The organism is Zobellia roscoffensis (assembly GCF_015330165.1).
Lineage (GTDB): Bacteria > Bacteroidota > Bacteroidia > Flavobacteriales > Flavobacteriaceae > Zobellia > Zobellia roscoffensis.
The window spans coordinates 2,556,794-2,579,675 of record NZ_JADDXT010000002.1; the positions used below are offsets into that span (position 1 = coordinate 2,556,794).

Annotated in this window: 21 protein-coding genes; 4 read left to right on the top strand and 17 right to left on the bottom strand. The window is 37.5% G+C overall.

Translation table 11 applies throughout. From position 1 onward, the window contains the following. The first annotated feature begins 21 nt into the window (after positions 1-21). On the top strand, positions 22-2,400 hold the full coding sequence (locus IWC72_RS10730; RefSeq protein WP_226968008.1) for an outer membrane beta-barrel family protein: 2,379 nt from the start codon (positions 22-24) through the stop codon (positions 2,398-2,400). Positions 2,401-2,421: 21 nt separating this feature from the next. After that, complete coding sequence (locus tag IWC72_RS10735) at positions 2,422-2,931, top strand: hypothetical protein (RefSeq protein WP_194529773.1); 510 nt, start codon at positions 2,422-2,424, stop codon at positions 2,929-2,931. On the opposite strand, the gene IWC72_RS10740 is transcribed toward IWC72_RS10735, so the two are convergent. From IWC72_RS10740 to rpsO, 11 genes are all read right to left on the bottom strand, one after another. Further along, complete coding sequence (locus tag IWC72_RS10740; RefSeq protein ID WP_194529774.1) at positions 2,932-3,576, bottom strand: response regulator; 645 nt, start codon at positions 3,574-3,576, stop codon at positions 2,932-2,934. Next, the gene (locus tag IWC72_RS10745) at positions 3,566-5,482 is read right to left on the bottom strand and encodes a tetratricopeptide repeat-containing sensor histidine kinase (RefSeq protein ID WP_194531136.1); all 1,917 of its coding nucleotides are present in this window, start codon (positions 5,480-5,482) and stop codon (positions 3,566-3,568) included. Before IWC72_RS10745 ends, IWC72_RS10740 begins: the two co-directional genes overlap by 11 nt. 82 nt (positions 5,483-5,564) lie before the next feature. Beyond that, positions 5,565-6,059: a hypothetical protein gene (locus IWC72_RS10750; RefSeq protein ID WP_194526203.1), complete on the bottom strand. Its 495-nt coding sequence runs from the start codon at positions 6,057-6,059 to the stop codon at positions 5,565-5,567. A 98-nt stretch (positions 6,060-6,157) separates the two neighbouring features. Then, a complete protein-coding gene (locus tag IWC72_RS10755; protein WP_194529775.1) occupies positions 6,158-7,138 on the bottom strand; it encodes a YpdA family putative bacillithiol disulfide reductase in 981 nt (326 codons plus the stop codon). Next, positions 7,117-7,797, bottom strand: a complete 681-nt coding sequence (gene rpe, locus IWC72_RS10760; protein ID WP_194529776.1) for a ribulose-phosphate 3-epimerase — start codon at positions 7,795-7,797, stop codon at positions 7,117-7,119. The genes IWC72_RS10755 and rpe overlap by 22 nt, the downstream gene beginning before the upstream one ends. A 91-nt stretch (positions 7,798-7,888) precedes the next feature. Further along, the gene (locus tag IWC72_RS10765) at positions 7,889-8,908 is read right to left on the bottom strand and encodes an adenosine deaminase (RefSeq protein WP_194529777.1); all 1,020 of its coding nucleotides are present in this window, start codon (positions 8,906-8,908) and stop codon (positions 7,889-7,891) included. 129 nt (positions 8,909-9,037) lie between these two features. After that, positions 9,038-9,490 carry a tRNA (cytidine(34)-2'-O)-methyltransferase gene (locus IWC72_RS10770; protein WP_194526207.1) on the bottom strand — a complete coding sequence of 151 codons (453 nt, stop codon included), beginning with the start codon at positions 9,488-9,490 and terminating at the stop codon, positions 9,038-9,040. An 8-nt stretch (positions 9,491-9,498) separates the two neighbouring features. After that, the gene (locus tag IWC72_RS10775; protein WP_194529778.1) at positions 9,499-9,738 is read right to left on the bottom strand and encodes a VF530 family protein; all 240 of its coding nucleotides are present in this window, start codon (positions 9,736-9,738) and stop codon (positions 9,499-9,501) included. A gap of 231 nt (positions 9,739-9,969) precedes the next feature. Further along, positions 9,970-10,833, bottom strand: a complete 864-nt coding sequence (locus IWC72_RS10780) for a sigma-70 family RNA polymerase sigma factor (protein WP_194526209.1) — start codon at positions 10,831-10,833, stop codon at positions 9,970-9,972. Positions 10,834-10,997: 164 nt separating this feature from the next. Continuing rightward, a complete protein-coding gene (locus IWC72_RS10785) occupies positions 10,998-13,226 on the bottom strand; it encodes a polyribonucleotide nucleotidyltransferase (protein WP_194529779.1) in 2,229 nt (742 codons plus the stop codon). A gap of 189 nt (positions 13,227-13,415) precedes the next feature. Beyond that, positions 13,416-13,685 carry a 30S ribosomal protein S15 gene (gene rpsO, locus IWC72_RS10790; protein WP_194526211.1) on the bottom strand — a complete coding sequence of 90 codons (270 nt, stop codon included), beginning with the start codon at positions 13,683-13,685 and terminating at the stop codon, positions 13,416-13,418. 250 nt (positions 13,686-13,935) lie between these two features. Here rpsO and IWC72_RS10795 point away from each other — a divergent pair, with 250 nt between their 5' ends. Beyond that, on the top strand, positions 13,936-14,853 hold the full coding sequence (locus IWC72_RS10795) for a DUF302 domain-containing protein (protein ID WP_194529780.1): 918 nt from the start codon (positions 13,936-13,938) through the stop codon (positions 14,851-14,853). A 128-nt stretch (positions 14,854-14,981) separates the two neighbouring features. Here IWC72_RS10795 and IWC72_RS10800 read toward each other — a convergent pair whose 3' ends face one another. The 4 genes from IWC72_RS10800 to tamL form a co-directional block, all read right to left on the bottom strand. Continuing rightward, positions 14,982-15,467, bottom strand: coding sequence for a hypothetical protein (locus IWC72_RS10800; protein ID WP_194529781.1), 486 nt, complete (start codon positions 15,465-15,467; stop codon positions 14,982-14,984). Further along, positions 15,464-16,339: an acetyl-CoA carboxylase, carboxyltransferase subunit beta gene (gene accD, locus IWC72_RS10805; RefSeq protein ID WP_194528132.1), complete on the bottom strand. Its 876-nt coding sequence runs from the start codon at positions 16,337-16,339 to the stop codon at positions 15,464-15,466. The genes IWC72_RS10800 and accD overlap by 4 nt, the downstream gene beginning before the upstream one ends. A gap of 33 nt (positions 16,340-16,372) precedes the next feature. Next, positions 16,373-17,440 carry a class II fructose-bisphosphate aldolase gene (gene fbaA / locus IWC72_RS10810; protein WP_194526214.1) on the bottom strand — a complete coding sequence of 356 codons (1,068 nt, stop codon included), beginning with the start codon at positions 17,438-17,440 and terminating at the stop codon, positions 16,373-16,375. 207 nt (positions 17,441-17,647) lie between these two features. Continuing rightward, positions 17,648-20,260, bottom strand: coding sequence for a translocation and assembly module lipoprotein TamL (gene tamL, locus IWC72_RS10815; RefSeq protein WP_317171405.1), 2,613 nt, complete (start codon positions 20,258-20,260; stop codon positions 17,648-17,650). 185 nt (positions 20,261-20,445) lie between these two features. On the opposite strand from tamL, the gene IWC72_RS10820 reads away from it, so the two are divergent. Beyond that, the gene (locus IWC72_RS10820; protein ID WP_194529782.1) at positions 20,446-21,168 is read left to right on the top strand and encodes a TrmH family RNA methyltransferase; all 723 of its coding nucleotides are present in this window, start codon (positions 20,446-20,448) and stop codon (positions 21,166-21,168) included. A 4-nt stretch (positions 21,169-21,172) separates the two neighbouring features. Here the strand turns inward: IWC72_RS10820 and porT are convergent, their stop codons facing one another. Together porT and ubiE are read right to left on the bottom strand one after the other, a co-directional pair. Beyond that, positions 21,173-21,892: a type IX secretion/gliding motility protein PorT/SprT gene (gene porT, locus IWC72_RS10825; RefSeq protein ID WP_194529783.1), complete on the bottom strand. Its 720-nt coding sequence runs from the start codon at positions 21,890-21,892 to the stop codon at positions 21,173-21,175. 78 nt (positions 21,893-21,970) lie between these two features. After that, positions 21,971-22,699, bottom strand: coding sequence for a bifunctional demethylmenaquinone methyltransferase/2-methoxy-6-polyprenyl-1,4-benzoquinol methylase UbiE (ubiE, locus tag IWC72_RS10830; protein WP_194526217.1), 729 nt, complete (start codon positions 22,697-22,699; stop codon positions 21,971-21,973). Between the last annotated feature and the right edge of the window lie 183 nt (positions 22,700-22,882).

The window sequence follows — 22,882 nt, forward strand, 5'->3', positions numbered from 1 at the left end:
ATATTCCAAACAACTTTTACCATGCATCTAAAATTTACCACTACTTTTTTGCCACTTCTTTTAACGCTTTTTCTAGCGAATATGAGCCAGGCTCAAAATGGAGAGATCGAGATTACAGGTACGGTCGTGGAAACCGGCGGACAGCCCGTGGCATTTGCTACGGTACTGATTGGCGATAAAGCCACACAAAAAGGAATTACGGGAACCACCACTTTAGATGATGGTTCGTTTAGTTTAAAAACGGATGCACAGGACTTCTTCGTTGAAATTAGTTTTATAGGCTTTGAGAAAAAAAGATTTGATAACCTCGTGCCCGCAAACGGTAAAATCGATTTAAAGAAAATAACACTGGCAGCAGATGCCCAACAACTGTCTGAAGTTGTTGTTGCCGGAGAGGTATCCCGGACACAGTTTAAACTAGATAAACGTGTTTTTAACGTAGGCAAGGATATTAGCAGCACGGGAGCCAGTGCATTAGAGGTGCTGAACAATGTACCTTCGGTGAACGTCAATATTGAAGGGCAAATAAGCTTACGCGGAAGCCAAGGGGTACAAGTTCTAATCAACGGGAAACCGTCCATTCTTACGGGAGAAGGTGGGAATGCCTTGGGTACGATTACTTCAGATATGATTGAACGGGTGGAGGTTATTACCAACCCCTCGGCGAAATATGATGCGGAGGGTACTTCGGGAATCATTAATATTGTCATAAAGAAAGAAGAACGTGAAGGATTTAATGGATCTATTAGCTTAAATACGGGGTCTCCGGACAATCATAGTTTTGGTTTAAGTCTCAATCGCCGTACGGAACGCTTCAATCTATTTAGTCAGTTGGGAGCTGGATATAGAGAATTACCGGACGATAGAGAGAATATTAACAGGAATCTGGTTAGTGGTACTTCAATTTTCTCAAAAGGTAAGGAGTATAGGAACGAAGAGTTTTATAATATTATTCTAGGGACGGATTATTACATTAATGAAAATAATGTATTAACCCTTTCGGGGAATTTTGCCTATGAAATAGAGGACCAACCTTCACAAACCAATTATGAATCTAGGGATGCGGATAACCAATTAGTTTCGGAATGGGAACGTACGGAAACTACTGAAGCAACAAACCCAAAATATCAATACGAGCTTCAGTATAAAAGCGATTTTAAAGACCACGAAGACCATGACCTTTTGTTCAGTGCTTTGGGTAATTTCTTTGGAAAGGACCAGTCTTCTGATTTTGAAGATTTGACCATTTCGGGAGAAGACCAAGATGCTGTGCAACGTACACGGACCGAATTTAAGGAGGCTGAATATACTTTTAAGTTAGATTACACAAGGCCTTTTAATGAGGAGTGGACCATGGAGACAGGAGGTCAATATGTAATGAACGATGTAAGTAATGACTATGAGGTAGATGATTTAGAAAATGAGGTTTATGTATCCAACCCTAATTTAACCAACGTATTTGAGTATGATCAAAAAGTCTTGGCAATTTATGGAACGGGTGCTTACGAAAGTGGTAAATGGGGAGTTAAGGCCGGAGTGCGTGCGGAGCAGACCAATCTTAATACATTGTTGAAAAATACCAATGAAAAGAATGAACAGAAGTATACAAATCTTTTCCCCAGTGCACATACTTCCTATAAATTTAATGATAAAGTTTCTATTCAGGCAGGGTATTCACGAAGAGTGTATCGTCCGGATTTGTGGGATTTGAATCCGTTTTTCAATATTAGAAACAATTTTAATATCCGCCAGGGTAATCCAGATTTACAACCAGAATTTACAGACTCTTATGAGGTTACTAGTATTTATATCATAGGAAAAGCATCGCTTAATTTTAGCGTTTATCACCGCTATACTACAGAAGTAATTGAGTCTATTAATACGTTAGAGGGAGATGTGAACATTAGCAAACCAGAAAATATTGGAACCAATAAAGCCACAGGTGTTGAGTTTAATGGAAAATATAGTCCGGTTAAATGGTTTACCGCAACTACGGATATAAATTATAATAGGTTTGTGAGAGATGGGAGCCTAGGTTCTCAAGTGTTTGATTTTAATGCTGATAGATGGTCAGGCAAACTTATGGCGAAAATTAAATTACCTGCGGATATTGATTTTGAAACTACAGGAAATTACCAGAGTAGCTATGAAACCGTACAAGGTAATACCAGTGATAATTTGTTTTTAGACCTTGGTGCGCGCAAGAAAATATTAAAGGGTAAAGGTGTCGTAAACTTTAGTGTAAGAGATGTATTTGCCTCAAGGGTAAATGAAACTGAAACAATACAAGATACTTTTTCAACATATAGTCGTAGACAGAGAGGTAGGTTTATTACTTTTGGCTTTAGCTATGGTTTCGGTAAAGGTGAAGCCATGGAATATTCAGGTAGAAGAAGATAAACTAACAGACCAAATAAAATTATGGGAAGAAAAACAGAAGAGAAGATGCGTACCTATCACAGGTATTTGGGCTTTTTCTTGGCAGGTATAATGGCTATGTATGCTATGAGCGGCATTATTTTGATTTTTAGAGATACTGATTTTCTTAAGAAAGAAGTGGCGGTAGAAAAAACAATAAAGCCAGGTCTAAAGGCAGAAGATGTAGGCAAGGTCCTAAAAATTAAACACTTTAAAATAGAGAAAGAGGAGGGAGGCATTGTTCATTTTGAAGGCGGTTCCTATAATAGTACAACAGGTGTTGCCTCATATACTCAGAAGAATTTACCTTTTGTTTTGGGTAAAATGGCCAAAATACACAAAGCAACTTCTAGTCAACCTTTGTTTTTCTTGAATATTTTCTTTGGAGCATCACTTCTCTTCTTTGTGATATCTGCTTTTTGGATGTTCAGACCCAGTGCTCCCATATTCAAAAAAGGGCTCTATTTTGCTTTAGGCGGACTCGTTCTAACCTTGATTTTAATCTTTGTTTAACTAAGAATCTAAAAGGCCAATTTTAATAGCGTGTTTGGTAAGACCAGCTAAATTTTTTACCTGTAGTTTTGAAATGAGGTTCTTACGATAGCTCTCTATGGTGTGTTTGCTCAGAAAGAGTTCATCTGCAATTTCTTGTGTGGTATATTCATCCGCAATAAGTTTAAGTACCTCTTTTTCACGGTCGGTTAGATGAACCTTTTCTTGCTTTTTGTTTTCGAACATGGCGTCTGTATAGGCACGTTTTACTTCTTGTGAAAAGTACTTTTCGCCTTTTACAACGGTTCGCATAGCCGTTAAAAGCTCGTCTTTTTCAGCATTTTTAGGAACGTAACCATCTACATTGTTTTGAATGAGTTTCTCTATCATTCCTCCATCAATATGCATACTTACTACCAATGTTTTTAGGGTAGGATATTTTTCCTTTACTATTCGGTTCAGTTCAATGCCATCCATTTCCGGCATGCTGAGGTCGGTAATGAGCAAGTGAAGTTCATTGGCACCGTTAATGTCTAGATATTTAACCACCTGCGCACCATTTTTAGCCGTAGTAGCTACTGAAAATTCAGGGGCATCGTTTAAGATACTCAGTAAACCATCTATAAACATTTTATGGTCATCTGCTATGATGAGGTTATATTTCATGTGATATTTTTTTTATAGGTATTTCAATAGCTATTACGGTTCCTCTGTTGGGTGTTGAGTCTATGTGAAGTGTGCCGTTGAGTTGGGTGATTCTACTTCGTATATTCTCAAAACCGATACCGTGGTTCGTTGCTGTAATGTCAAAACCTTTGCCGTTGTCTTCAAAAAGTAAGGATAACTCATGGTTTAAAAGACTCAGGTGAAGGTCTACTTTAGAAGCTTCCGCATGTTTTAACGTATTGGTCATCAACTCCTGTATCATCTTAAAAAGTTCCATTTGGACCGTATCGTCAATCGCATTAATATCCACTTCAGGATGTGGGTGAAAACCTATTTTTAGTTTTCCGCTACGCGAAATAGAGACAATATATTCCCGTATCAAATCGGAAAAAGCATTTTGTCTAAACTTTTTGGGAATCAGCGTGTGTGAAATGTCCCGTACCAATTGATATGTCTCGTCCAATTGTCCGTTAATATCTTTCCATCTATCGGATTCATTGGTCATGGAAGCTACTTGTAACTTTATACCAGCAAGATTGCCGCCAATACTATCATGCAGCTCTTGGGCAATTCTTTTTCGCTCTTCATCTTGCCCGTCAATAGATGCTTTAATAAGGTTAAGTTCTTGTTCCTGCTTTAGCGTAGTAACCTTTTGTTGACTAATTATTTCTTGCTTTTTGTTCAATTCGCTTTGCGTCTGTATCTTTTGATAGTAGACATAGAGTAGGGCAATTATGGGTATTAGAATAACGAGGAAGCCAATGAGAAATGCTTTTTGAACGGTCTTCTGCCTTTTGAGTTCTGCAGCCTTGATGAGTTGGTCTTCTTCAAGGCTGGAAATGGCCTTTTCTTTTTCTAGAGTTTCATATTGAATTTCGAGTTCTTTTATGATTTCCCGTTGTTGTTTGGTATTTATTTGATGGTTGACACTGGAGAGTTGTGTCATTACGGCATAGGCATTTTGGTAGTCTTCTAACTTAGCAAAACTTCTAGCTTGTATAATTAATGCTTCTTTCTGAAACTGTAGGTTTTCGCGATCTATAGCGTTGATATAGGCAAAACTCAATGCAATATTTGCGGTTTTGTACATTTCCTCTTTATAGTACAGTTTTGCTAAGAGTAGTGAACCTTCAAAATAGATAGCAGTAAAGTCTTGGGCAAGAGCTTGGTTTCTAACGAATTCATATCCTTGAAATGCCTTTTCATAGTCTTGTTGTGCTTCGGCAAGTTTGGCTAAATTTAATTTGGCCGATAATTCTTTTTCTGCAACTTTAAAGTCCATTGCCATGCGCAATGCCTCTTCATAATCCGTACGGGCAAGGTCATATTCTTTTTTAAAAAGATGGGCGTTCCCCATAAGAAGATGGGCTTGTATCGTCAGTTTTGGAAATTCTGTTCCATAATTCAATACGGCTTTGGTAAGCATCATTAGTGCTTTATCCGTTTCTGATTTAAGGATGTAGTTGTGTGATAGACCTATTTTATTCCGGTATTGAAATTCAGTGGAGTTCGTAGATTCTGCATCTTGAAGACCTTTTATATGCCATTCAATAGATTTGTCTAAAAGACCATTAAAATGATTTCCTATGCCTAAAAAGTAATGTGCTTTAGCATAATGGTACGTTTTTGACGAGTCTGGCTGTTGCCAGTTGCCCAATTCTTTGATGTAGAGATTGCCATAGTGTAAGATAGAATCTGTATTTCCTCTCGTGATATGTTGGTCAGCTAATTGCTCAAATATGGAAAACCGTTGACTTCCAAAATCTGCATTTTTTAGAGCATCATAATATGATTGCAAAGGCTCCTCCCGATTATTTGGAATGGTAGAAAAAGTTATACGTTGCGGTTGCGTAGTTGTAACAGAATCATTGGTAGCTTCTTGTGCAGATACGCCAGAAAAAGCCATCAAAACTACTAATACTGCGAGTTTTAAAAAGGCAGACGTACGTATATTATAAAATGTATATTTTGTTTTCAGCGGTATGGTTTTATCCTGGTAAATAGATTCGTTTTAAATCGTTTCCTTCCAATTCAACAACTTTTTTCTCTATATATTTTATGAGTTCGGGACAATCCGTTTGGTAATCATCGCAAATTACGGTTTTTGATTTTCCATTTGTAGTCAGGGTCACGATAAGTTGACTATTACATGAGGTTTCTGAACCATAGTGGGTTTTCAGGTTCCAAAAACCTTGAGCTTCTAGCTTTTTGAAAAAGCCTAAGGTTTGTAAACTGTCTAAAAAAGTCTGACTATTTTCATTGTAAGTTGCCGTTTCAAAATTGGATGAAATACCGGGAATATGCGAGATTTTGTTCTTAACAATTTTAAATGAATCAAAATGAAAAGCACCGCGTTGAACTAATAAAGAATACCGGTTGGTTTGTCCTAAATTGGATTGATCTTTAGTTTCATCTGATTTGTTATTGCAATAGATGGCGAAAGCCAGACAGATGAACAGGAGTTTTGGGTAGATGTATTTCATAGTTCAGGTTCTTTAGTGGTACAAATGTCATGTTTTGCACCACCGAAAAATATACCTGTAACCGTGAAATGTTACCCCCTGAAAACGGGGGTAAGTAGTTATATAGTGCTAATCTCTTTTTCCTTTAGAATGGAGGAAATTATCATTTTAGCATGTATTCTAGAGTTTTCAATAAACCATTTATGGGTTTCCATACCACCGCAAATAACACCGGCCAAGTAAATGCCGGCAACATTCGTTTCCATGGTTTCTGGGTCATATTGAGGTAGCTTCTTGGCGTCCTCTGAAAGTTTAATACCCATATGGGTTATAAAATCAAAATTGGGCATGTAACCGGTCAAAGCCAATACAAAGTCGTTCTGAAGGGTAACCGTTCCTTCTGGAGTATCAATTACAATTTCACTTTGCCGCACTTCCGTTAATTTGGAATTAAAGTAGGCTTTAATACTGCCCTCCTCAATACGGTTGATTATATCAGGACGAACCCAGTATTTTACCCTAGGGCCAACTTCGTCACCTCTAATAATTAAAGTAACCTCGGCACCTTTGCGGTAACATTCTAAAGCAGCATCAATAGCCGAATTACTGGCGCCTACAACAGCCAGTTTTTGACTGGCATAAAAATGCGGGTCTTTGTAATAGTGAGATATCTTAGGTAATTCTTCTCCCGGTATGTTCAGCGTATTTGGTAAGTCATAAAATCCGGTAGCCACAATAACTTTGTCCGCGGTGTACGAATTTTTTGAGGAAACGATCGAAAATCCATTCTGAGTCTTTTCTACGTTTTTTACTTTTTCAAAAAGCCTTATATTTAAATCATTGGAGGTAACTATCCTTCTGTAATATTCTAGCGCTTCATTGCGTTTAGGCTTTGCCTCTGTGCTTATAAATGGAATGTTATCTATTTCTAACTTTTCCGAAGAAGAGAAAAACTGCATGTTCTGCGGATAGTTGAACAATGAATTTACAATAGGTCCTTTCTCAAGAATAACATAGTTCAATCCATTTTTTTGGGCTTCAAGTGCGCATGCTATTCCTATAGGTCCGCCACCTATAATTACAACTCGAAAATGCTCCATCTATCCGTAGATTTTTTAAGTTCTTGAATTGTTTTCGTTGGGTCTTCGGTCTTAAAAATAAAGCTGCCTGCCACAAGAATATCCGCTCCTGCTTTTATAAGGGCTTTGGCATTTTTGGAATTCACCCCACCATCAACCTCAATCAAAGTAGAGGCATCGGATTCTTTAATCAATTCCTTTAGGTTGTGTATTTTTTCGTACGTATTCTCTATAAAACTTTGTCCGCCAAAACCAGGGTTAACGCTCATAATGAGAGCAATGTCCAAATCTTTAATTATATTTTTAAGCAAGTTAACATTGGTATGTGGGTTCAATGCTACCCCAGCTTTCATTCCTTCCGCCTTTATAGCTTGTATGGTTCGGTGTAAATGCGTGCAAGCTTCATAATGAACCGTAAGGTGTGTTGCGCCCAATTCAGCAAAAGTTTTAATATAGCGGTCTGGGTCAACAATCATTAAATGCACGTCTAATGGCTTAGTGGCATGCTCAGCAATTGTTTTCACAACTGGCATGCCGTATGATATATTAGGAACAAAAACGCCGTCCATGACATCAATATGGTGCCAATCAGCATCACTGTTGTTTACCATTTCTATATCGCGCTGTAAGTTGCCAAAGTCGGCCGCTAGAAGAGAAGGTGCAATTTTTGTTTTGCTCATTTTGTGTCTGTTAAAAAGAATTTATGCAAAAGTAGTGAATTGTGTTTTTACGAAGTAACCTATACTGCTTAAAGAGTAAGGCTATATGGTGTTAGTTGTTTTTTAGATATAGGTCAATCTGTTCTAGAAACTCCTGTTTTTCTTGTTCTGATAACCAACTCGCTTTGAACCCATTTTTTGCCAATTCTGCAATTTGTACTTTTGAAAGGTTCAATGCCTTGGTGATGCCCCAAAAATTCTCGTTCATATAGCCACCAAAATAAGCAGGGTCATCAGAGTTGATAGTGACCAGTAAATTATGTTCCATCATGGTGGGCAGTGCATATTCTTTTAAATCCTGAATAACTTTAAGCTCAAGATTGGATAAAGGGCATAGGGTAAGTGGTGTTTGTTGATCAACCAACCTTTTTACCAAATCAGCATCATCAAGACACCGATTTCCATGGTCAATTCGTGTGACTTTTAGTAAATCTAATGCTTCCCAGATATATTCCGAAGGGCCTTCTTCACCGGCATGGGCTACCGTTAAAAAACCTTCGTTAAGGGCCTTTTCAAAGACACGTTGAAATTTGGAGGGTGGATTGCCCACCTCCGAAGAATCCAATCCTACGGCTACAATTTTATCTTTATGGGGTAAAGCCTGTTCTAAGGTTTTAAAGGCCGAAGCTTCATCTAGATGCCTCAAGAAACTCATAATTAGCCTGAAACTTATGCCCAATTGTTTTTGACCGTCTTCTAGTGCATTGTAAATTCCGTTTAACACGAATTCAAAAGGAACGTTACGGTCCGTATGGGTTTGAGGGTCAAAGAAAATCTCTACGTGTTTTACGTTTTGCTCATGAACTTTTGTCAAATACGCCCAAGTAAGATCATAAAAATCTTGCTCCGTAAGTAGGACGGAAGCACCGGCATAATAGATGTCTAGAAACTCTTGAAGATTATTGAAACTATAGGCTTGTTTAATTTCGTCAACATTGGCATATTTAATTTCAATGTTATTGCGTTTTGCAATCTTAAACATAAGTTCAGGTTCAAAAGAGCCTTCAATATGTAAATGGAGTTCGGTTTTTGGCAATCCTTGAATAAAGGAAAGCATTTCAGGATCTTTCATAGACAAACGTGTTAAAATTTTGAATACCAATGAGATACTTCAAGTTAATCGTTTTTTTATAAATATCGACTAATTTGAAATTTAGTATGGTCAACTAACAGTCGTAATGGAAGGTGATTACTTTCTTCTTTATTGGATGTTCTTAAGCCCTTCATAGACCGCGATACCTACGGCATTGGCAAGGTTTAAACTTCGAATGTGTTCACTATAAAGAGGAATTTTATACAAACTGTCTTTGTACGAAGATACCAAGGAGGAAGGTAAGCCTACGGATTCTTTGCCAAAAACAAGAAATTGACCATCCTCAAATGGAATGGACCAGTGATTTTTAGTGCCATGACTAGAAAACAATATTAGATTTTGCTTACCGTGTTGCGACAAAAAGTCGTCCAGACTTTCGTAAATGTGTACATCTAAATGAGGCCAGTAGTCAAGTCCTGCACGTTTTAAGCGTTTGTCATTTAACTCAAATCCAAATGGTTTAACGAGATGTAAGGTAGACCCTGAGCCAAGTGCCAATCTGCCAATATTTCCGGTGTTGTTGGGTATTTCGGGTTCTACAAGTACAATGTTGAAGGGCATATAACAATCTATTTATGAAAAGATTTCAAATATAACTGTTCTACCTTGGTTCGAGCCCATGGTGTACGCCTTAAAAATTTTAAAGACGACTTAATAGTAGGCTTGCTTTTAAAACAATTGATGTTTATACGTTCTGCCAATTCTTCCCAAGAGTATTTTTCTGTCAACTGTTCCAATATGTCCACTAATTTTACACCGTGTAATGGATTGTTAGGTTGGGTGTTGGATGATTTTTTGTCGTATTCCATAGTGGTACTTTGAATGTGGGATTCTTGTTATTTTCTATCAGGCCCATTAAATAAGGGCTTGTGGGTGATTGTACTATATATTATAAATGAAAAAACTCCGGTAATCAGCCGGAGTTTATTCATCAATCAAAAAACGAACAGTCATGATAAACTGTTGTTGCTTTTAAAATTACAATATATATGCCAAATTTCCAATTTAAGGAATATTTAACGTGCAATTTTATGGTGTTTTTAACCTAAATAGGTCTTAAGGATTTTGCTTCTAGAAGTATGTTTTAATCTTCTAATAGCTTTTTCTTTAATCTGACGAACTCTTTCCCTCGTTAGGTCAAAAGTTTCACCAATTTCTTCCAATGTCATAGAATGTTGCCCGGCAAGACCAAAGTACAAACGGATAACGTCTGCTTCTCTTGGAGTTAAAGTTTCTAAAGCGCGCTCAATTTCAGTACGCAAAGATTCGTGCAACAATTCTTTGTCAGGATTTGGAGATTCACCACTACGAAGTACATCGTAAAGGTTAGAATCTTCACCGTCAATAAGAGGCGCATCCATTGATACATGACGACCAGAGTTTTTAAGCGACTGCTTAACATCTGCAACCGTCATATCCAATTCTTTTGCAATCTCTTCAGGTGAAGGCATACGTTCGTGCGCCTGCTCAAGAAAAGCAAAAGTCTTGTTAATCTTATTTATGGATCCAATTTTGTTCAATGGCAAACGTACAATACGAGATTGCTCAGCCAAAGCTTGTAATATAGATTGACGAATCCACCATACTGCATAGGAAATAAATTTAAATCCCCTCGTTTCGTCAAAACGTTGTGCGGCCTTAATAAGGCCAAGGTTACCCTCGTTAATTAAATCGGGTAAAGTAAGTCCCTGGTTTTGGTACTGCTTAGCTACCGATACAACGAATCGAAGATTGGCCTTTGTTAGTTTTTCAAGAGCGACCTGATCGCCTGCCTTGATGCGTTGTGCCAATTCTACTTCTTCATCTGCTGTAATCAAGTCTACTTTGCCTATTTCTTGCAAGTACTTGTCCAAAGATGCGGTCTCCCTATTGGTGACCTGTTTTGTAATTTTAAGCTGTCTCATGTAAATAAATTAGGTTCAGTTTGCATAGACTGCATATACTTATACGTAAAAAACATAGAAATGTTACAATTGGGTGAAAAAAACTTTACTTTTTAGATGAGTCGCATAAAAAAGCCCCAACTTACTAAGTTGGGGCTTAAATTATGTGTTAAATAAAAGAGTGTTTAGTCTCTTCTAGGTTTACGATCACGGTTATCTCTACCACCTCGTCTGTCATCTCTACCACGACCACGATCTTTATCGTTACGTGGTGGTCTTTCTACAAAACCTTCTGGTTTAGGTAAAAGTGCTTTTCTAGAAACCTTTTCTTTACGGGTTCTTGGGTCGGTACCTAAGTACTTCACATCAAAAACGTCACCCATGTTCACAACATCGGTAACATTTTCAGTTCTTTCCCATGCTAATTCTGATACGTGTAACAATACTTCGTTGCCTGGGGCATCTTGGTATTCTACAACAGCACCAAAGTCTAGCATTTTAATGACTTTAACTTCGTAAGCACTTCCTACTTCAGGTTTGAATAGAAGAGAGTCTATTTTTGCCATAACGGCATCAATACCTTTGCTACCTACACCTAAAATTTCTACGATACCTTCTTCGGTAACTGGATCTTCGTTTATAACGATAGTAGTCTCAGTTTCTTTTTGCATCTCTTGAATCACTTTTCCTCCTGGTCCAATCAACGCTCCAATAAATTCATTAGGAATACGTCTAGTAACCATAGTAGGAGCATGATCCTTAACTTCTGCAGCTGGAGCGGAAATAGTATCCGTCAATTTACCTAAGATATGTAAACGACCATCTCTAGCTTGTTGCAATGCATTTACGAGAATCTCGTAAGACAGACCTTTTACTTTAATATCCATCTGACAAGCAGTAATACCATCTGCAGTACCGGTTACTTTAAAGTCCATGTCACCTAAGTGATCTTCATCACCTAAGATATCAGAAAGAACAGCATACTTTCCAGAGTCTGCATCAGAAATCAATCCCATTGCAATACCGGAAACTGGTTTTTTTAATTGAACTCCAGCGTCCATCATTGCCATTGTTCCGGCACAAACAGTAGCCATAGAAGAAGAACCGTTAGATTCCAATACTTCTGAAACTACACGAACCGTATAAGGACAATCTGCTGGAATCATTCCTTTTAATGCACGTTGGGCCAAGTTACCGTGACCTACTTCTCTACGGGAAGTACCACGAATAGGTCTTGCTTCACCAGTTGAGAAAGGAGGGAAGTTATAATGCAAGTAGAAATTCTCTTCACCTTCATAAGATGGCATGTCTATTTTGTTGGCATCTCTAGATGTTCCTAAAGTTACCGTAGCCAACGCCTGAGTTTCTCCACGTGTAAATATAGACGAACCATGCGTAGATGGTAAGTAATCTACCTCACACCAAATAGGTCTGATTTCAGTAGTCTTACGACCATCCAAACGTAGACCTTCGTTCAATGTCAAATCTCTAACAGCTGCTTTTTCAGCTTTACTGTAGTATTTAGAGATTAAGCTACCGTAATCGGCTTGCTCCTCTTCCGAGAACGATGCTTTTATTTCTTCTTTTATTTCACCAAATGCAGCGCTACGCTCATGTTTTGCCGAACCTGCTTGTGCTACGGCATATACTTTGTCGTATGCCATATCGTGAATTTTCTTGGCTAGTTCTGCATCTTCGCGTTCTGGCTCGTACTCACGTACTTCTTTTTTGCCGAAAGCCTTAGCTAAAGCTTCCTGAGCGGCACATTGTACCTTGATAGCTTCATGTGCGAATTTAATGGCTTCGGTCATTTCTTCTTCAGAAATCTCATCCATCTCTCCTTCAACCATCATTACAGAATCAGCAGAAGCACCGATCATCATATCAATGTCGGATTCGGCCAATTGAGCTCTAGTTGGGTTGATAACGAATTTACCGTCTACGCGAGCAACTCTAGCTTCTGATATAGCACATTCAAACGGAAAATCCGATAATTGAATTGCAGCAGATGCAGCCAAACCGGCCATCGCATCTGGCATAACATCCTCATCATGAGACATTAATTGAATCATCACTTGGGTTTCAGAGTGATAATCTTTTGGGAAAAGTGGACGAAGTACACGGTCTACCAAACGCATGGTCAATACTTCACCATCACTAGGTCTTGCTTCTCTTTTGAAGAAACCACCTGGGTAACGCCCCGCGGCTGCAAATTTTTCGCGGTAATCTACCGTTAATGGAAGAAAGTCAACATCACTTTGTTTGTAGTTGGAAACAACCGTACACAATAGCATACATTTTCCTGATTGAACAACAACAGAACCGTGGGCCTGCTTTGCCAATTTTCCAGTTTCGATAGAAATTTCCCTACCGTCACCAAGGTCTATGACCTCTTTAAATACTTTTGGAATCATAAATTTTAATTAAATACGCCAACGGGCGAATTGTTAAACAATGGTCTTATCGACTTATTACGGTCGAAGTTGTTGTGTTGTGTTGACCAATGAAAAACTGGGTGCAGCTTTTTGTAAAAAATCCTAATTATTTAGGATGACTAATATATAAAAAAAAAGGGCTGAAATTTTCAGCCCTTTATAAAATACTTATTTTCTAATACCTAGTTCTTTAATAAGCTCACGATACTTAACAATATCGTTCTTTATCATGTAATCAAGTAGGCTTCTTCTTTTACCTACCAGTTTTACCAATGAACGCTCAGTGTTGTAATCTTTGTGGTTCTTTTTTAAGTGACCGGTTAGGTGATTAATTCTGTGTGTGAACAAAGCGATTTGGCCTTCTGTAGAACCTGTGTTTGTTTCACTACCGCCGTGTTTCTTAAAGATTTCGGCTTTTACTTCTTTTGTTAAATACATTCCAATATTGTTTTAAATGATTTTTATGTATATGACTGATTTTCAATCAAGCTGCAAAGATACGATTTATGTGCATAAAACAAATGATTTGTACAATTAAATGTATTGTGTCCTTGGTAGACAAAATAAAACTTTGTGATATAGGAAAAACCGATTACTAATACCGTGCGTATATTATTATAGTAATAATGGCGGCCTATTGATTAGAACACTCATATAGGCTTAAGTCCCCCCAAAAAATGATATGATTATGAATTTGAAATTTTTTACAGGTATTTTCTTGGCATTAGCTTTTGTTGCTTGCGACGAAGATGAAACAAAAGAACCTGAAACAACGGATACTGCTCCGAATGTAATAGGTATGAACTTTTTAAAAAGTACGCAATCTTTTGATGAGACCTATGCCGTGCTCAAAGCTAGTTTAGAGGCGAATGATAATATTAAAATCGTAGCGGAGGTTGATCACGCAGCTAACGCAGCTTCTGTAGGATTGGAGTTGAACCCGACAAAAATAATTTTCTTTGGCAATCCTAATTTAGGAACGCCATTGATGCAGGTAAACCAACAGGCCGGATTGGATTTGCCACAACGTATTTTAGTCTATCAAAATGATAGTGAAGAAGTTTATGTAGGATATAATTCTACAGTTTATTTGGCTAACCGTCATACGCTTGGTGATGTGTCTACATTATCGGCTATTGCGGGTGCATTGAAGAATTTAAGTGAAAATGCGGGCGTTGAAGAAGTAACGGAACAGCCCAGCGAAGTAATTGCAGATTATAATGTGTTTACAGTTGCAAGTCCAGAAACATTTGACGCTACCTACGAAGGTATAATGAGTGTGATTGATGAGAATCCAAATCTTAAAATCGTTGCGGAGTTAGATCATCAAGCCAACGCAGCCAATGTTGAGTTGGAATTGTTACCTACTAAAGTAATTATTTTTGGTAACCCAAAGTTGGGAACGCCGTTAATGCAAGACAAGCAAACTTCAGCACTAGATTTGCCGCAAAAGATATTGGTGTATCAAAATTCGGAGGGCGGGGTAAAAATTGCTTTTAACAGTCCTGAGCTATTTATGTCAAGACATGGTGTTACGGATAATGACGCTACTTTAGAAACTATTTTAGCTGCATTACAAGGTATTGCTACATCTATAAACCAATAGAGTAATTAAAAAAAAAATGAATTAAGCTTCACTAGAAATAGTGGAGTTTTTTTTTGTTTCTCAAAAAAAGGTTGAAGGGTGATTTTTTATGTGATATAGAGCATGGCTTTTATGCCAGTTTTTGAAATCTAAAAATCACATCCTGTAGGTAACGGTTCTACTTTTTCTAGTTCCTTCGCAAATTCAGAATCTAATTGTACCGCCATAAAACCATTTTCTACCGAACCTTTTTGAACATTGGAGGCGTATCCTAGCGAGTTTATATGTACTCGTATATATACTTGAGTATTTGCTGCTAATGGAATATTGGAACCTGAACGGGAGAAAGGTTGCTCATCTACATGGCTGTGAGCTAGAATCCTTCGGTAAATAAGGTTTCCTTTTAAATCAATGATTTCCCACCAGTCTGCATATTGGTCGCAACCGGTATCTGGGCTTTGAATGGTGGCATTAAAGGTATACCCGTTCTCATTTCCTGAAACCTCAATTTTAATTACTTTGGTTATATCAGATAAAATGCCTGCCGCGTCAGATTCAGCGGCAAGCATCTTTTCTTTATCAGTTGAACAACATAAAAACCAAAATGAAATTAGTGTAATAACTAATGGTTTCATGCTGAAGCCTTTTCAGTTCTAACAGGGTTATTCTGAATTAAATCGATATAAAGGTTGATTTTCTTTTTTAAGTCTCTTCTATGAGAAATGAAATCAAGAAACCCATGCTCTTTTACGAATTCTGCAGTTTGGAAACCATCAGGAAGTTCTTTTCCTGTAGCTTCTTTTACTACTCTGGGTCCTGCAAAACCTATTAATGCCCCAGGTTCAGATATGTTTATATCTCCCAACATTGCATAGGATGCGGTAGTACCTCCAGTAGTAGGATCGGTACATAGTGATATGTACGGAAGTTTAGCTTCTGCCAATTGTGCTAATTTGGCCGATGTTTTGGCTAGTTGCATTAGAGACAGGGCGGCTTCCATCATACGAGCACCACCAGATTTTGAAATCATTACAAAAGGAACTTTTCTCTTTATAGCATAATCTATACCGCGCGCAATTTTTTCGCCAACTACGCTACCCATAGATCCACCAATAAAATTAAAGTCCATACATGCTATAACTATGTCTTTGCCCAAAGACTTTCCAAAACCGGTTCTAACGGCATCGTTAAGTCCTGTTTTCTTCTGGGCAGCCTTTAAACGTTCAGAATATTTTTTGGTATCCTCAAATTTTAAAGGGTCTTTAGAGGTCAGTTTGGCATCCAGTTCCCTGAATTTATTATCATCAAAAAGCATTTCAAAATACTCTTTGCTACCTATGCGAACGTGGTAATCGTCTTCAGGACTTACATAAAAGTTTTTAGCAAGTACTTCTGATTCAACAATTTTACCTGTTGGAGACTTGTACCACAACCCTTTTGGGGTGTCTTTTTTCTCTTCGGTAGCTGTTTGTATTCCCTTTTCCTTTCTTCTGAACCAAGCCGTCATATCTTCCATATTAGTTTTAGGGATGTATTTTACCTATAAGGTATTTACATTATTTAAATCTTCAAAAGCCTTTTTCAAACGCTCAACGAAAGACTTTTCTCCTTCGCGTAACCAAACTCTTGGGTCGTAGAACTTTTTGTTAGGCTCATCAGATCCATTTGGATTTCCAATCTGAGCTTGAAGATAGTCTTTCTTATCTTGAACATAATCACGTACACCAGCTAAAAATGCATACTGTAAATCTGTATCAATATTCATTTTAATAACACCGTAGCTAATACCTTCTCTAATTTCTTCAACAGTAGAGCCAGACCCACCATGGAAAACAAAATCGATATGGTTTTCTTCTACGCCGTATTTTTTAGTGATGAACTCTTGAGAATTTTTAAGAATTTTTGGAGTCAATTTTACGTTACCAGGTTTGTATACACCATGAACGTTACCAAAAGCAGCTGCAATTGTAAATCTTGGGCTTACTTTAGAAAGTTCTTCATATGCATAAGCTACTTCTTCTGGTTGTGTGTACAATTTAGAGTCATCAACATCAGAATTGTCAACACCATCTTCTTCGCCACCTGTAATACCAAGTTCTATCTCTAACGTCATGTTCATTTTGCTCATGCGCTCTAAGTACCCTTTACAGATTTCAATATTCTCCTCAAGCGGTTCTTCTGAAAGGTCAATCATGTGAGAACTGAAAAGAGATTTTCCTGTTTCAGCAAAATGCTTTTCACTAGCATCTAAAAGTCCGTCTATCCAAGGTAATAATTTCTTTGCACAGTGATCCGTATGAAGAATAACAGTAGCACCATAAGCTTCTGCTAATTGGTGTACATGTTTTGCTCCGGCTACAGCACCAAGAACGGCTGCTTTTTGACCCTCATTAGACAAGCCTTTACCAGCGTTGAACTGAGCACCGCCATTAGAAAATTGAATAATTACAGGAGCATTTAAAGTTGCTGCTGTTTCTAGGACACCATTAATTGTGTCAGAACCAATAACGTTTACTGCTGGAAGGGCAAACCCTTTTTCTTTAGCATAGTTAAAGATTGCTTGTACTTCGTCACCTGTTGCGACACCTGGTTTTATACTGTGAGCCATAATGTTTCTGGTCTATATTATATGTGAAAAATGAATAGGACAAATGTAATAAAATAAATAGGTCTAAAAAGATTGGTGTTTATAAACTTATGAGGTTTAAAGCTTAATATTGTTACAAAATAGATGTTTTTTAGCCTTACAACTCATTGATCGGAAAGGGTTTTGTGCTCAAAATCCAATGAAAATCAGCAGTATTCAGAGGATGCTTTAGAACGGATAGTTAATACCAATCTGAAGCACAGAATTGGCAAAATTATAATCTCTGAACCATCTTTTTGCTGTTTCTTCAGCTGGATTATAGGTTTTAAAGCCCAAATCTGCACGTAGTACAAAATAAGTGAAGTCATATCTTAGGCCAAAACCAGTTCCTAAGGCAATATCTTCTAATGATTTTAAGCTTGTGAAGGTGGCTTCAGGGTCTTCAACATTATCAAAAACATTCCAAATATTTCCTGCATCGGCAAAAAGCGCACCTTTAAGATTACCTATCACTGGAAAACGGTATTCTAAATTGAGACCTATTTTTAGGTTGGCTTCGTTAAAATCATTAATCGCATCCGTACGGCCCGGTCCCAGAGAGTAGGGAGACCATGCTCTAATGTCATTTGCGCCACCGGCAAAATAACTGCGCACAAACGGAATGTTATCAGAATTACCATATGGAATTGCAATGCCAAAAAAGCTCCTAAAGGCTAAAACGTTGCTTCGGGATATGGACCAATATTTTACATAATCAAATTCGGTCTTTATATATTGACTGTAGGGAACACCAAAAACCAATTGGTCCTCATTATCATTTTCGTTAAACGGAATTATATTGGAAAGTAAAGATAGAGCGTTACCAGCGCTTTCCAATTTAAATCTAAATTGAAAGAAATTGTTATCTGTAATGCCTTTACGGTTATTTAGATTAAAGGTGTAATTACTGGCAAAAATAAGATTGTTTTCGGTAAGACGTTGCCTTCTTTCTTCAATTCTACTTACGGTCTGGAACTGTTCAGTTGTACTGGGTACATCATTGTTAAGAATTGCTTTTGTAAACTCTGTAGTTCCTGTAGGAATACGTAAACTAGGGTCATCCGAGCTTTCAGAAGTTTCAAAATTTCTTGTTAGCTCAGGATAGGCAATGGCATCGTTGTAGCTGTCAAAACTATCTGCAATATTATCAAGCTGGTTGTATGAGTTTCCATAAACGTTAAAAAATCGATCAGGGTTAACGTTTCTAACAAACTGGATATTCAATAATTCCACATCATGCTTAATAAAATCTGACGGAACCCAATTATAGCCCAGAATAGTGTTGAAGGCTTGTTTGTCCAGTCCTATATTCTTTTGGAAACTGGTACCAATAGAAATACGTGTTCTGGGTAGGGTATAGCTAGGTATAATTGTATTGGTACTTATAAATGGCAGCCAAATTCTAGGGATATCTAAGGTTAAATCTGCACCAAATTCTTGAATGTTGAAAAATCGACTATCAATAATACTTGGGTCATTAGATGCTCCAATACTTAATCTACCCGCTAAATTTAAATTCTCGGCCCCACCAAAGAGGTTTCTGGCCTGCAAAGAAGGGCTTAAGGCTAAACCAATTTGTTGAATGTTGGAACGGGTGACTTCAAAAGAGGTTCCGAGTGAATATTTTGGACGAGCGGCCAAATATATGTTAGCGTCTAGTGTAGCAGAGCTGTCATTAGGAGTTGATGTAATGGTGGGGTATTTAAAAACGCCTAAGTTGGTGATCTGTCTATAGGTACGTGTACGGTCTATATCTTTATAGATGCTGTCTTTTTCAAAAAATACGGCATTTGCTAAAGTTTTAGGTTTGAACCTTAGCTTGTTTCTGTAGAATATAGTGTAATCTCCATAGCGAATAAACTTCTGGTCGCTATTATGTTCATCGTAAAGGAAATCTGTGTAAATATTGATTTTGTCAAATTTATACACCTTGTATTCTGAACTTGTTACGGCGCTGTCGCCTCGTTTCTTAAAATTATCTATGTTCAGCTCAATGTTCATTTGTTGATCATTGGCTAATTTGGTAGTATCGGTAGCTATATTATAGGAAACGGAGCTTTCTTGAAAGTTATAAATACCTGAATTTCTAAAAATAGCACTTAAGCGCTCTCTTTCGCTAGCAAATTTAGAAAGGTCAAACTGGTCCCCATCTTGAACAAACGCTTCATTCTTATGAAGCAGGTAAATAGAATCTATAGCTTTTGATGCTATTTTTCTAGATACGGAATCAATCATAAAAGGCTCGCCTAGGTCTATTTGGTATGAAACGGAAGCCCGTCTTTTTTCAACAAGAGAGTCTATTTGGTAGCTTGTATTGTTGTTAAAATAGCCCTTACTGCCATAGTAGGCACTTAGCCTCTCTAAGGTGCGCTTGGTTCTTGCGGTATCTAAAATAGAAGGTGCTTCCCCAACTTTTTTGAGCCATTCGCTCAATCCGCTTACTAAAAATGACTCGCCTAAACGATCAACTTGCTTTTTAGAAAGAAGGCTAATGAGTCTGCGTTCTCTCTTTTCGTTTCGGTCTAACCAGGCGTTATACGAGGAATCAGGGTTTTTCTTAGCTAAGTTGTATAGGTTTAACCGTAATGGGTAGCCTAGAAGGTTGGTGTTAGGTTCTTGGAGGATCAGACTTTCAATATCCTCATCTTTAACCTCTACACTGTCTGCATAGATGGTGTTCTTTTTAAGCAAGAACTCATCTTCGCTAACCCGTTTTAGCGTGTTACACGAGTTGATAACCAGAACTACAAATAATAGGCTTATTTTAGCAGCGGTCTTAATAAAGCGTAACATTTTGCCCATAGAGATCAAAAATACATTGATTTCATTTAAACTTTTTTATTTGAAGCTGAAAATATAAGTTTTTCTATAGGGATGTGTCATTTTGAGTAATCCCGATAGCTTATTTTTCTGGTATAGGTTGAATGATATAGGTAAAATAACATTATTTGCACGAATAAAAAACATTGATAGAAGTATAGATTGTTATGGTTTCAAAAAATCAAATCAAACTTGTAAAAAGTCTACATCAAAAAAAGTACCGAAATATTCATAACCTTTTTGTTGCCGAAGGAATAAAGGTGGTTAGGGAGTTGGTAAACTCTGATTTTAAGGTGAATTCCCTGTTTAGTTCGGATTCAGAAATTAGTTTGGGAACTACAGAGGCTATAGAGCTTGTTGCAGAGGGGGAATTAAAAAAAATGAGTGCGTTAACAGCTCCAAATAAAATTATAGGGGTTTTTGAAATACCGCAAACTCAAAAGCCAAATTTTGATGGATGGGTAGTTGTACTTGATGATATACGGGATCCAGGGAATTTAGGAACCATTATAAGGTTGTGCGATTGGTTTGGTGTAGAGCATTTGGTTTGCTCTTCCAATACGGTAGATTGTTATAATCCTAAGACTCTGCAAGCTACAATGGGTTCTATATCTAGGGTGAATATTGGTTATACGGATTTACGAGGTTTCCTAAAAGAATCTAAAGTAGATGTGTACGGTGCTTTTATGGAGGGTGATGTTGTATATGGAACGGACATGCCCAAATCTGGAATATTGGTAATGGGCAATGAGGCTAATGGTGTTTCTGAGGAAATAGAAGCTTTAGTAACGCAGAAAATTAGTATTCCGCAGTTTGGAAAAAGTACAACAGAAAGTCTAAACGTTGCAACAGCTACGGCTATTTTGCTAAACGAAATTAGAAGGAATTAGGTTTTTATTCAAAAGTGAAATTGACAAAAAGACCTCTGGTTTTCATACTATCTATGTTTCCTGTCCATGGGCTATTAGGGTCGTTGTCACGAACCAATTCATCCGTTAGGCCAAAAACACCGCGAATAGAAGGTGTGAACTTAAAATATTCCAAATAGAAATCAATTCCAAAACCAAGTTCGTAGTTGTAGGTCCATTTTTTCATTCTAAAAGTACCACTACTATTATCGTCAATACTTTCTTCGTTACTTCCTAAGTTTAAAGAGGCAGATGGTCCGGCAACTAAAAAGGGTTTGAAATTACCAAAACGTCTTGTTCCTATTTTTAAGAGAACGGGAAAATTTATATAAGTAGATTTTACTTCGGTTATCGCATCTCTAGCACCTTCTTCTGTAGCTGTAAAGCCAGGGAAACCTAAAGTTCGGGCATTATAGTATAAGCCTGGCTCTATACGTACATCTAAAAATTCGTTCAGTCGCATTTCACCAATAAGACCTACGTTAAAACCTGTGGATTGTAAAACTTGAATGTCGGTGCCTTGATTCCCTCTGTCTTGTTTGTAGTCAAATTTAAATCCGTATCTATTAAACCCAAGAAAATATCCGTAGTTCAGGAACTTTTTATCCTTGTTCTCAATATTTAGAACGGGGTTAGAGTTAAATTGGGCATTCGCCGGTAGGGACAGAAATAAAATACCTCCCAAAAGCAAAAAAAATCTTTTCATTCAAAAAAATATTATCCGTTCGCTTCTCAATTTAAAAATGACGAACCACTATTTTTACTGGCCTTTGCGGCTGTGAAATTATTTTGTAGCAACGTATATAGATGCAACCCCAAATGTTTGGGGTTTGTTCTCTACCTCTATAAACCCGATTTTCCGTAAAATATTGTTGAACGCATTACCATGAGGGAAAACAGAAGCGGACTCACTCAAATAGGTGTAAGCAGATTTGTCCTTAGAAAATAGTTTCCCAATGGCAGGCAACATATATTTAATGTAGAGATTATAGCCTTGTTTAAAAGGTGTTTTGGTAGGTACGGACGTTTCAAGAACTACAAAAGTGCCATTAGGGGCAAGTACCCGGTATATTTCGGATAAACCTTTTTCTAAAGTTTCAAAATTACGTACCCCAAAAGCAACCGTAATGGCATCAAAGCTATTGGTTTCAAAAGGTAGATTTTCACTATCGCCAACTACCATCTCAATTGTCTTGTCTAGCTTTTTCTGTGCTACTTTGTTTTTGCCAACCTCCAGCATTCCAGGAGAGATGTCTAGACCTACTATTTTATTAGCTCCGGTTTCTACTAAATTTATAGCTAAATCACCCGTTCCGGTAGCAATATCCAATACGGTCTTTGGTTGTTTGGCCTTTAAAATAGCAACGACTCGTTTACGCCATTTAATATCAATACCAAAAGAAATAACCCGATTAAGGCCATCGTAATTTTCCGATATATTATCGAACATTTGGGTGACTTGGTCTTTTTTGCCAAGCACAGAATCTTTATAGGGCGTAACCTTTTTGGCCATAATGGGCAATTTTTTGGGCAAAGATACAATATCGTTTTAAGTAAACGTTTAAGCAAAGTAAGGAATGCATTTTGGGCATAAAGTGCATTTTAACCTCATTTTAAATAGCCAACCAAAATATTGTGTAATTTTGCGCAGCAAATATAAACTACAAAGTGGTTTTTCATTCATAGAGGGTTTATA